At 62.0% G+C, this 11102-nt stretch carries 13 protein-coding genes; 8 read left to right on the top strand and 5 right to left on the bottom strand.

The window, feature by feature from the left end:
* Positions 1-166: 166 nt before the first annotated feature.
* Both DK261_RS27330 and DK261_RS27325 read right to left on the bottom strand, forming a co-directional pair.
* On the bottom strand, positions 167-523 hold the full coding sequence (locus tag DK261_RS27330) for a BON domain-containing protein (protein ID WP_009050906.1): 357 nt from the start codon (positions 521-523) through the stop codon (positions 167-169).
* A 287-nt stretch (positions 524-810) separates the two neighbouring features.
* Entirely contained in the window at positions 811-1227 is a 417-nt protein-coding gene (locus tag DK261_RS27325; protein WP_009050907.1) for a pilin, read from the bottom strand.
* A gap of 364 nt (positions 1228-1591) precedes the next feature.
* On the opposite strand from DK261_RS27325, the gene DK261_RS27320 reads away from it, so the two are divergent.
* The 4 genes from DK261_RS27320 to yacG are packed head-to-tail and all read left to right on the top strand — an operon-like array spanning position 1592 to position 4504.
* The gene (locus tag DK261_RS27320; RefSeq protein WP_110177025.1) at positions 1592-2809 is read left to right on the top strand and encodes a type II secretion system F family protein; all 1218 of its coding nucleotides are present in this window, start codon (positions 1592-1594) and stop codon (positions 2807-2809) included.
* 2 nt (positions 2810-2811) lie between these two features.
* Positions 2812-3684, top strand: a complete 873-nt coding sequence (locus DK261_RS27315; protein ID WP_009050909.1) for an A24 family peptidase — start codon at positions 2812-2814, stop codon at positions 3682-3684.
* Complete coding sequence (gene coaE, locus DK261_RS27310; RefSeq protein WP_009045669.1) at positions 3681-4304, top strand: dephospho-CoA kinase; 624 nt, start codon at positions 3681-3683, stop codon at positions 4302-4304. Before DK261_RS27315 ends, coaE begins: the two co-directional genes overlap by 4 nt.
* A complete protein-coding gene (gene yacG / locus DK261_RS27305) occupies positions 4301-4504 on the top strand; it encodes a DNA gyrase inhibitor YacG (RefSeq protein WP_009045670.1) in 204 nt (67 codons plus the stop codon). The genes coaE and yacG overlap by 4 nt, the downstream gene beginning before the upstream one ends.
* 4 nt (positions 4505-4508) lie before the next feature.
* Here yacG and DK261_RS27300 read toward each other — a convergent pair whose 3' ends face one another.
* From DK261_RS27300 to DK261_RS27290, 3 genes are all read right to left on the bottom strand, one after another.
* On the bottom strand, positions 4509-4724 hold the full coding sequence (locus DK261_RS27300; RefSeq protein WP_009050911.1) for a hypothetical protein: 216 nt from the start codon (positions 4722-4724) through the stop codon (positions 4509-4511).
* Positions 4725-4789: 65 nt separating this feature from the next.
* On the bottom strand, positions 4790-5479 hold the full coding sequence (locus tag DK261_RS27295; protein WP_110177023.1) for an energy-coupling factor ABC transporter permease: 690 nt from the start codon (positions 5477-5479) through the stop codon (positions 4790-4792).
* Positions 5476-5943 (bottom strand): hypothetical protein, encoded by a 468-nt coding sequence (locus DK261_RS27290; protein WP_009050913.1) that lies wholly within the window; start codon positions 5941-5943, stop codon positions 5476-5478. Before DK261_RS27290 ends, DK261_RS27295 begins: the two co-directional genes overlap by 4 nt.
* 455 nt (positions 5944-6398) lie before the next feature.
* On the opposite strand from DK261_RS27290, the gene DK261_RS27285 reads away from it, so the two are divergent.
* Genes DK261_RS27285 through DK261_RS27270 form a run of 4 tightly spaced genes read left to right on the top strand, consistent with a single transcriptional unit; the run spans position 6399 to position 11037 of the window.
* Positions 6399-7835: an undecaprenyl-phosphate glucose phosphotransferase gene (locus DK261_RS27285; RefSeq protein WP_009050914.1), complete on the top strand. Its 1437-nt coding sequence runs from the start codon at positions 6399-6401 to the stop codon at positions 7833-7835.
* Positions 7835-9295 (top strand): mannose-1-phosphate guanylyltransferase/mannose-6-phosphate isomerase, encoded by a 1461-nt coding sequence (locus DK261_RS27280; protein WP_009050915.1) that lies wholly within the window; start codon positions 7835-7837, stop codon positions 9293-9295. Before DK261_RS27285 ends, DK261_RS27280 begins: the two co-directional genes overlap by 1 nt.
* On the top strand, positions 9295-10206 hold the full coding sequence (locus DK261_RS27275) for a glycosyltransferase family 2 protein (protein WP_016703673.1): 912 nt from the start codon (positions 9295-9297) through the stop codon (positions 10204-10206). The genes DK261_RS27280 and DK261_RS27275 overlap by 1 nt, the downstream gene beginning before the upstream one ends.
* A 6-nt stretch (positions 10207-10212) precedes the next feature.
* Positions 10213-11037 (top strand): polysaccharide biosynthesis/export family protein, encoded by an 825-nt coding sequence (locus DK261_RS27270; protein ID WP_009050917.1) that lies wholly within the window; start codon positions 10213-10215, stop codon positions 11035-11037.
* Positions 11038-11102 lie beyond the last annotated feature (65 nt).

Genomic DNA, 11102 nt, shown 5'->3' with positions numbered 1-11102 from the left:
GCGGTTCTCCCCGCCATAAACAGAACAGGCCCCGACACACTGTGCCGGGGCCTGTTCTGTCTACAAAAGGAGCCACCTCCCTGTGGCCATTCGCATGAACCTTCAAGGAAGCGGTAGATGAACCATCTACCGCCTCTTCTCCCTGTCCAGGAAAGACGCTTGCGGCTTACTCGGTTTTCAAACCGTCAGCCGATACCGCCTTCACGCCCTTGATATTCTTGGCGATGTTGACTGCGGTTTCTTTTTGCGCCGCGGTCAGAGCAGTGGTGGAGGACAGGGAAACCACACCCTTGTTGGTTTCGACCTTGATGTCGGTGCCAGGAATGCCTTTTTCAGTTACGAGATCCGCTTTGACTTTGGTGGTGATCCAGGTGTCGGAAGTGGCTTCCTTGGCCTTGGTCACTTCACCCGCCGCGAGCACCATTGGCGCCTGAGTAGCTTGAGTGGTCTGGGCAAATGCAACGTTAGCCATGGTCAGGGTCAGAGCGGTAGCAGTTGCAGCAGCGATAGCGAACTTCTTCATACGAGTAACTCCTGTTCTTCTGGAAAACCTGCTCCAAGTCCTGGCAGCAGGGTTACTTAAGTAGATTGCAGGCGTTATGCCAAGTTCAGAAAAACAACAAAACCCTTAAATATCAATTACTTATAAAAATAACGAAACACTCGCGATCATGCAAAATGCATGATCGGCAAGTAATCTGCATGCAAGTTGCATTTCCAGTGGCGAGCTAACCTCCTGAATTTCCGACACTTTCCCAGAAGGCGCCGTGGCGCGTGGTGTTTCACGCGCCGAGCAGGCAAGCACCGACCTCAACTGCCACTGGCGGTGCAGCCCTTGGGGGAGTAATCGGCGGGGACAGTGGTGGTGCAGACCCAGCCATCGGCCGTGGTGCGAGTCAGGGTGACGGTCTTGTTCAGCACCGGCGCCGGTGCATTGAGGATGGTGCAGCCAATGCTTCCCGCTCCTGTCGAGGCGGAGCCCGCGGCGGTCATGGTGCAGTTCGACGTCGCCGCCTTGCCCCCCACCAGCTCCAGGGTCGGGTCGCTGCCCTGGTTCAGCACGTCCTCGAAGTTGACCTTCAGCGCCGAGGCTTCGGCCAATGCCGCGGTGACCTTGGCCCGCGCCTGGTATTTGGAATACAGCGGCATGGCAAAGGTGGCCAGGATGCCAATGATCGCCACGACGACCAGCAACTCGATCAAGGTAAAACCTTTCTGATACTTCATTTATCTGCTCCAAGCAGGGGATATCCAGGGGTCTGGGCACTCACCAGACAGCCATAGCACAGCCTGTGCCAGCGCCTGCGGCCCCGGGCGAACGGGGTTTTGGCGACACCGACCTGCGGCAGTGAGCGCCAGAAGTCGCACTATCTGACACTTTTTGTCAGCCGAGTGCCCTGGGCCGGTCGTCGTGACGGGCTACGCTGTCACTCGACCCTCGATTGCATTCACTGCCCGCCGCCGTCCAAGGAACGTATCGGGCCATTCAAACTCTATGAGCCGGACGCCGCGCCCCGCGCAGCGGTCCACTCGCTAACGCACAGGGCATTGCCGGCCCTGAGGACATCCATCACAACCGGGACTCGACACCATGGCGGTCAAAGCAGCAAAAGTCAGTGTTTACCTGTGGGAAGGCACCGACAGGCAAGGCAGCAAACTGCGCGGCGAATTGAGCGGCCATACCCCCTCGCTGATCAGGGCCCAGTTGCGCAAGCAAGGCATCAGCCCAGCCAGGGTCAGTAAGAAATCCAGCTCGCTGTTCCAGCGCACGCCCCCGATCAAGGCTCGCGACATCAGCCTGTTCACCCGGCAGTTGGCGACCCTGATCAAGGCCGGCGTACCGCTGCTGCAATCGTTCGACATCATTGCCGAGGGCTTCGATAACCCGAACATGCGCAAACTGCTGGGCGAGCTGAAACAGGACATCGCCGCCGGCAGCAGCTTCACCAGCGCACTACGCAAGAGGCCGCGGTATTTCGACGAGCTGTACTGCAGCCTGGTGGATGCCGGCGAGCAGGCCGGCGCCCTGGAAACCCTGCTGGAGCGGGTGGCGACCTACAAGGAAAAAAGCGAAAACCTCAAGACCCGAATCCGCAAGGCCATGACCTATCCCCTGGCGGTGATCTGCGTGGCGCTGGTGGTCACGGGGATCCTGCTGGTCAAGGTGGTGCCGCAATTCCAGTCGATGTTCCAAGGCTTCGGCGCGCAACTGCCGGTGTTCACCCAACTGGTCATCGCCCTCTCGGAATTCGTGCAGCACTGGTGGTGGCTGCTGGCGGGCGCTCTGTTGCTCAGCGTGTTCGGCCTGCGTCATGCCCACCGGCGCTCACCGCGCTTTCGCCACTGGCTGGACGCGGCCCTGCTGAAACTGCCGTTGGTAGCGCCGCTGCTGTACAAGTCCGCGGTGGCCCGCTACGCCCGCACCTTGTCCACCACCTTCGCCGCCGGGGTACCGCTGGTGGAGGCCCTGGGCTCGGTGGCCGGGGCCACCGGCAACCAGGTATTCAAGCATGCGGTGAACCGCATCAGGCAGGACGTGGCGACCGGCATGCAGTTGCACTTTTCCATGCGCGCATCCGGCATTTTTCCCGGCATGGCGATCCAGATGACCGCCATCGGCGAAGAATCCGGGGCCCTGGACGGCATGCTGGAAAAAGTCGCGATCCACTACGAGGAAGAAGTCGATACCCTGGTCGACACCCTGAGCAGTCTCATGGAGCCCGTGATCATGGTAGTTTTGGGCACCCTCGTCGGCGGCCTGGTGGTCGCCATGTACTTACCCATCTTCCAACTCGGCACAGCGATCTGAACATGTCATTGACTGAGGTCCTGGCCAGCTACCCGCTGGTCTTCGTAGCATCGATGCTGGTCCTGGGCCTGATTGTCGGCAGCTTTCTCAATGTGCTGATCTGGCGTCTGCCAAAGATGCTCGAGCGCGACTGGCACGCCCAGGCCCGTGACATCCTGGGGCTGCCCGTCGAACCTGCCGGGCCGACCTACAACCTGCTGCTCCCGCATTCCCAGTGCCCTCACTGCGCACATTCGATCCGCCCCTGGGAAAACATCCCGGTGTTCAGCTACCTGCTGCTGCGCGGACGCTGCTCCGCGTGCCAGGCACCGATCGGCCGGCGCTACCCGCTGGTGGAGCTGACCTGCGGCCTGGCCTCGGCGTTCGTGGCCTGGCATTTCGGCTTTGGCTGGCAGGCCGTCCTGATGCTGCTGCTGAGCTGGGGCCTGTTGGCGATGAGCCTGATCGATGCCGATCATCAGCTGTTGCCCGACGTGCTGGTGCTGCCGCTGTTGTGGCTGGGCCTGATCGTCAATGGCTTCGAGCTGTTCGTCAGCCTCCACGATGCGCTGTGGGGCGCCGTGGCCGGCTACCTGTGCCTGTGGTCGGTTTACTGGTTGTTCAAGCTGCTGACCGGCAAGGAAGGCATGGGGCACGGTGATTTCAAGCTGTTGGCCATGTTCGGCGCCTGGGGCGGCTGGCAGATTCTGCCGATGACCCTGCTGCTGGCCTCACTGACGGGAGCCCTGGCGGGGATCGCCCTGCTGCGCCGCAACCGTGCGCAAATGTCCACGCCTATCCCTTTCGGTCCCTTTCTGGCCATTGCCGGCTGGATTGCCTTGCTCTGGGGTGGTCAAATAACCGGCTCCTATTTGCAGTTTGTCGGTTTCAGATGACCAAGCCTGTTTTCAAACCCTGGATCCTCGGCCTTACCGGCGGTATCGGCAGTGGCAAAAGTGCTGCGGCCCAGCACTTCATCGACCTGGGCATCCATGTGGTGGATGCCGATCACGCTGCCCGCTGGGTGGTGGAACCCGGCCGTCCGGCCCTGGCCCGCATTGCCGAGCATTTCGGCGACAGCGTGCTGCAGGCCGATGGCCAGTTGGACCGCGCGGCGCTGCGCAAGCTGATCTTCGAGGTGCCGCAACAACGCCTCTGGCTGGAGGCCTTGCTGCATCCGTTGATTGCCGATGAAATCGCCGCGCACCTGGCCCGCGCCGAGTCGCCCTACGCGATTCTGGTGTCACCGCTGCTGATCGAATCCGGACAATACGCGATGACCCAACGGATCCTGGTGATCGATGTGCCGCAACAACTGCAGATCGAGCGGACCCTGCAACGCGACCGGATCAGCGAACAGCAGATCCAGGCGATTCTCAAGGCCCAGGCGACTCGCGAAGATCGCCTGAGCCATGCCGACGATGTGCTGGTCAACGACCGCGACCTCGCCTGGCTGCACAGCGAGGTCGAACGCCTGCATCACTTTTACCTTACCTTGCGTGGAGGCCAGTCATGAGCCAACCCCTGACCGTGGAATGTCCAACCTGCGGTGCGCCCGTGGAGTGGACCGCGAGCAACGTCAACCGTCCGTTCTGCTCGGACCGCTGCAAACTGATCGACCTCGGCGCCTGGGCCGCCGAAGAACACAAGATTCCGGTCAGCCCGGATGCCGAGGACGATCTGTTTTCCGACGACCTGCCGCCTCGCGCCCACTGAAGCCTCAAGGCCGCATGAAACCGTAGTCCTGCGTATCGTCGAGGTTCTCCGCGAGAAACTGCAACTCGTCGGCCAGATCCTCGGCGCTGCGCACCCGCCGACTCTCCTGCACCACCGCGCTGAGCAGGGCGCGCAGGCTCAAGCCCGGTTCGAAACCCTCTTCCTGCGCAGTATCCAGACTCCTGCGTATTTCCTGCCGCGCCCATTCATACACACTCATGACCCTGCTCCCGAACGGTTTTTGCCGAGCATGGGACCGCGTCTGCCGAACGTGTTTGATATGGATCAAGAACGCGGATCGTCGTCCTTCCAGGGCGCCGAGAGGTAACGAGTGCGGTTGAAGGTTTCCAGCCATTCGGGGCAGAACACCACCAGGGCGCTGATCACCATGCCGTTGATGAAAGCCTCGGGAAAGATGATCAGCCACAGGTAGCCGATGAAGTCTTCCAGCCATTCCGGCATGGCAAAACGCCCGTCGAACCACAGCAGCCCCAGGCCCACCAACAGGCACAGCAAGGCCGACAGCGCGGCGGCAAAAAAACCGGAACAGAAGATATACACAAAGGGATTACGCGGCTGCGCGCGCTCCACCAGGATCGCGCAGCATTCGGTGACCAGCACCGGCAGCAGGATCAGCAAGGCGCCGTTGATGCCGACCGCAGCCAGGTCCTGGCGGCCCAGCGCGACCAGGCCCACCTGGGCAATCAGCCCGCCGACGATCGCCAGCGGCCAGTCCAGCAACAGGGTCACGGCCGTCATGCCGATGAAGTGATAGGACACGCCGGTATCGAAATCCCGGCGCACCAACCACAGCATGAACAAGGCGAACACCGTACCGAACAGCAGATGCTGGCGTCGGCTGTCGCTGAACAGCTCGACCCAGGGCGCGCGCCAGGCGGCCCAGACCAGCACCGGCACATAGATCAGCCAGCCGACGCCGAGGGTGAGCGGCGACAGCAGCGCGGCGCTGATCATGGCTGCGCCTGCTCCAGCGCCGCACGCAGTTCGGCGGCCGTGCCGTACTCCCGTTGAGCCACCAGCCGGCCATTGTCGAGTTGCAGCCACAGGACTTTATCCACAGCCCCGGCGTAGCGCGGCGCTACCCGCCCGTCACGGTCGAGCATGATCCGGTAGCCATAATCACGCATCGCCGGCACCGCAAACATCCTGGCGATCACCGCCGGCATACGCTGGATGTCCGCGACAAATACCGTGTGTCGCGCCTCCAGATAACCCGCAGGACGATCCTGCAAGGCGGTGTTGACCAGCTTGGCGCCGTCCATGCTGCGCGCCACCAGCAGGGTCCGGGTCTGCCCGTCGAGGCTATAGGCCCGGTCGAATTGATCGAGCAAGGTCCAGGGCGCCAGACGCTCGCCGACTTCCACTGCATGCGCCAGCAAGGGCATGCAACCCAGCAACAGCAATGACCAATACCTCACAGTTTTTCCCCTGCCTTTGGTTAGTCCACAAGCGTTCAGTCTACACCGCCAGGGCATCCGCCCGAGGGCTGCGCCAGCTTTCAGGAAGCCCGCAATCCCGGGCGAAAAGGAATAAATCGCCACGGGTTGGACAAGAGTCCCCCCCTGAACAACACTCCATTTTATCCGTCACGCCTCGCTCACGAATGAGCCAACTTCGTGACACATGCCCAGGCTGCCATTCGTCCTGGATGCGCAAAACCGTCAAAAAACCGATGCATAATGCAAAAAAAAGGTTAATCTGCCAGAATTAGTCAATTACTTGACCATCAAAGCAGAAAAGCAGTATTGTTTGGCCATCATAGGCCGCCAAAAAACAGACTTTTTTTGCAGTAAGCCTTAGTTTTTTCAGCCTGCCTCTGTAGTGGCTTCACCCTTAACAGAGCTGGGTTTTTACCTGGCAGCGACGGGATTCGATGCTTACGAAATCGATTGATAGCAGGTTTCTGACCCGAACCGGATTCATGGAACTCTTCATTTCGGGGGTGAAACTGACGCACGCCCTGTCCGCCGCCCTGCCTGGAATCCTGCTGCTCCTGAGTCTTGAATCCGCCAGTGCGGATGTCTGGCCAACCGTCCTTGGCCTGCTGCTGTTCTTTGCCGTGATCACCGTCATCCTGTTCCAGGCCCAGGGGGTCTACTCCGAAGAGTTCTTCAGCAATCGCCTGCGCCTGCGCACGATGCTGGTGGCCTGGACCTCCGCCTTCTGCATCCTGCTGGTCATGTACCTGGGGCTGCACCTGCTGCCGGTCTTCAGCCTACAGGACCTGGCTGTCTGGTTCATCGCCAGCCTCGTGCTGTTTGGTATCGAGCGTCTGTTCCTGCTGCGCCTGTTCCACTCGTGGATGGCCAGCGGCAAATACCTGCAACGCACGGTGATCCTCGGTTTCAGCGAGAGCGCGCTGTTCCTTGCCGAACACATGCAGCGCCACGGCGATATCCGCTCCGGCCTGATCGGTTTCATCGACGATCGCAGCGACCGCGTGCCCAAGGCCTTCTGCGACCTGCCCTTTCTGGGCAACACCCAGAACCTGGAAGAGCTGATCCGTTCCGAGCAGGTCAACCAGGTCCTGATCGCCCTGCCCTGGGCCGCGCACGCGCGCATCGGCGAGCTGGTGCAGCGGCTGCGGCAGTTGTCAGTGAATGTCGCGCTGGTGCCCGACATCACTACCCTGCGCTTCGGCCACAACCGCATGACCGATGTCGGCGGCATCCTGATGTTCAACACCTCGGAGTTGCCGTTGCGCGGCTGGGCGCCGCTGATCAAGCGCTGCGAGGACATCATCCTCGCCCTGCTGGGCCTGGTGCTGCTGTCCCCTGTGCTGCTGGCCACCGCCGTGGCGGTGAAACTCGATTCCAAGGGCCCCGTGCTGTTCCGGCAAAAGCGCTACGGCTACAACGACCGGCTGATCCGCGTGTTCAAGTTCCGCTCGATGTATGTCGAGCAGGCGGACCTCAATGCCGAACGGCAGACCACCCGCGAAGACCCGCGGATCACCCGGGTCGGACGCTTCATTCGCAAGACCAGCATTGATGAGTTGCCCCAGCTGTTCAATGTGCTGATGGGCAACATGTCGATTGTCGGGCCTCGCCCCCATGCCACCGCCACCAAGGCGGCGGGCGTGCCGTTCGAACAGGCGGTGCGCGAATACAGCTCGCGCCACCGGGTCAAGCCCGGTATCACCGGCTGGGCGCAGATCAATGGCTACCGGGGAGAAACCGACACCCTGCAGAAAATCCAGAAACGAGTGGAGTACGACCTCGATTACATCTCCAAGTGGTCGGTCTGGCTGGATCTGTACATCGTTTTCATGACGGTTCCGGCCGTCCTTTCGACGAAGGAAGTCTACTGATGAGCGCATTCACTGGATTGATCCCTTGCATTATTTCCGGCGGCTCGGGCTCGCGCCTGTGGCCTGTCTCTCGACAGAACATGCCCAAGCCATTCATCCGCATGCGCGATGGGCAGAGCCTGCTGCAAAAAACCTTCGTCCGCGCCAGCAACCTGGCGGACGTCAGTTGCGTGGTCACGGTGACCAACCGCGAGCTGTTGTTCCGCTCGCTGGACGAATACCGCAACGTCAATCAGGGCAAGCTGGACCTCGACCTGCTGCTCGAGCCGTTCGGGCGCAATACCGCCGTGGCCATTGCCGTGGCGGCCCTGCATGTGCGCGAGTACTGGGGTGACGAGGCACAGCTGCTGATCCTTCCGGCCGACCATCTGATCCTCGACCAGGATGCCTTCGCCGCCGCCGTGAGCAAGGCGCGCAGCCTCGCCGAAGACGGTTACCTGGCGACCTTCGGCATTCAACCCGACAAACCCGAGACCGGTTTTGGCTACATCGAACAGGGCCCGGCGCTGAAGGAAGGTTTCCAGGTCGCGCGCTTCGTCGAAAAACCCAACCTGGCCACCGCCCAGGCCTATGTCGACAGCGGCAACTACCTGTGGAACGCCGGGATGTTCTGCTTCCGCGCCGATACCCTGCTGCAGGAACTGACCCTGCACGCCCCCGAAGTGCTGAGCGCCGCCCAGGCCTGCCTGGAACAAGGCATGACCCTGGACAACAAGCACTGCCGCCAGCGCGAACTCGATGCCGATAGCCTGGCCCGCGCCCCGGACGTTTCGATCGACGTGGCCCTGATGGAACGCTCCGAGCGGGTCGCCGTGGTGCCTTGTGACCTGGGCTGGAGCGACATCGGTTCCTGGGATGCGTTGCGCCAGCTGACCCCGAGCGACGCCGCCGGCAACCAGGTCAACGGCGAAGCCATCCTGCATGACGTGAGCAATTGCTATATCGACTCGCCCAAGCGTGTGCTCGGCGCTGTTGGCGTCAGCGACCTGATCATCGTCGACACCCCGGACGCGCTGCTGGTGGCCGACGCCTCGCGGACCCAGGACGTGCGCCATATCGTCACCGAACTCAAGCGCCTGGGCCACAGTGCCTACAGCCTGCACCGCACGGTCACCCGGCCATGGGGGACCTACACCGTGCTGGAGGAAAGCAGCCGCTTCAAGATCAAGCGCATCATGGTCAAGCCCAAGGAGTCGCTGTCGCTGCAGATGCACCATCACCGCAGCGAGCACTGGATCGTGGTCAGCGGTGCCGCCCTGATCACCAATGGCGACCTGGAGGTCCTGCTCAACAGCAACGAATCCACCTATATCCCCGCCGGCCATAAACACCGCCTGAGCAACCCCGGGATCATCGACCTGGTGATGATCGAAGTGCAAAGCGGCGAGTACCTGGGCGAAGACGACATCGTGCGTTTCGAAGACGTCTATGGCCGTGCCCCGGCGCAGGTCAAACCATGATGAAGGTGGCGCTGATCATTCCCGCCCGCAACGCCGGAGCGCACCTCGATCGGTTGCTGCCGGCGCTGGCCGCCCAGACGCTGCAACCGGACACCGTGCTGGTGGTCGACAGCAGCTCGACGGACGACACCGTCAGCCGCTTCCGGCAGTTCGGTGCCCGGGTGGAGGTCATCGCCGCCCAGCAGTTCAACCATGGCGGCACCCGCCGCTGGGCGAGCGAACAGGTGGACGCCGACGCGCTGATCCTGCTGACCCAGGATGCGATTCCGGCCACGCCCCAGACCTTCGCCAACCTGATCCAGGAACTGGAAGAAGACCCGCGGATCGGCCTCGCCTACGGTCGTCAGTTGCCGCACCCCGGCGCCGGGATTCTCGAAGCGCAGTCGCGCCACTTCAACTACAGCCCGCAGAGCCGCAGCAAAAGCCTGGCCGACGCCGGGGAGCTGGGGATCAAGACCTGCTTCAGTTCGGACTCGTTTTCCGTCTACCGGCGCAGTGCCCTGCAAGCAGTGGGCGGCTTTCCCGAGGACGTCATCGGCAGCGAGGACGCCCACGTCGCGGCGCGCATGCTGCTCAACGGTTATCTGGTGCGCTACGCCGCCAGTGCGTGCGTACAGCATTCGCACAGCTACAGTCTGATGCAGGAGTTCCGCCGTTATTTCGATATCGGCGTGTTTTATGGCCGCGAGCCCTGGATCCGCGAAGCCTTCGGCAGCGCGGGTGGAGAAGGCAAGCGTTACGTCCAGGCCGAGTTGCGCGCCTTGCGTGACGCCGGCCAGTTGCAACGTGTACCCGAAGTGCTGCTGCGCAGCGCGCTGAAGCTGTTGGGCTATCGCCTCGGCCACGCCGAACAGCATCTGCCGACACCGCTCAAGCGTCGCTTGAGCATGTTCTCAAACTACTGGACCTGAGCTGTCATGATGACTATTAACCGACCTTCCCGGCTTTGTCTGTTGAGCATCCTGACCGCCTCCCTGTGGCTGGGCGGCTGCTCGACCCCCGCCCATGTCGCGCTCCCTGACAGCGACACCCTCAAGGCCCGCCACGCGGCGGCACTGACCCTGGCCGACCTGCCGCCAGCCCAGGTGCTGATCCAGAGCGGCGACACCCTGCGCATCGTGCGCGATGCCCAGGAGCCGGCCGCCACCGACGACATGACGCTGTTCGTGGTGCGCCCGGACGGCTTCATCTCGATGCCCAACATCGGCCGGATCAAGGCCGCGCTGCTGACCCCGGAAGACCTGGGCAAGGAAATCACCAAACGCTACACCCGTGTCTACCGCGAGCCCGAAGTGACCGTGAACATCGCCATTGCCCCAAGCAACCGGGTGTTCATCGGCGGCGCGGTGGCCAACCCGTCGTTCTTCAACCTCGCCGGCACCGTGTCGGTGGAGCAGGCCCTGCTCAGCTCTGGCGGCGTCCTGCCGTCGGCCGACAGCTCCAACATCGCCCTGCTCCGGACCGGCCCCGACGGCAAGTACAAGATGTACTTCGTCGACCTCAGCAACATGCTCAGCAACCCCAACCATCCGCTGGTCGCCCTGCAGCGCGGCGACCTGATCTACGTGCCGCAATCGACCATCGGCAGCACGGTGGAAGCGGTGGACATGTACTTCACCAAGCTGTTCCCGGTTAACAAAGGGATCGGCCTGGGCTTCAACTACGACTTGAACAGCCAGGATGTAAGAAACAGCGGCAACAGCACGACCAACATCGAAAACGTCAATAACATTTCTCAGTAGACAGGAGTGATGCGTTTGATCGGCCTCCATCAGCCACTGCTACAAGTACTTTCAACGGAGTGATC

It is taken from the genome of Pseudomonas sp. RW409, from assembly GCF_003184125.1.
Taxonomy (GTDB): domain Bacteria; phylum Pseudomonadota; class Gammaproteobacteria; order Pseudomonadales; family Pseudomonadaceae; genus Aquipseudomonas; species Aquipseudomonas chlororaphis_I.
This window is presented reverse-complemented; position numbering and strand designations above follow the sequence as displayed.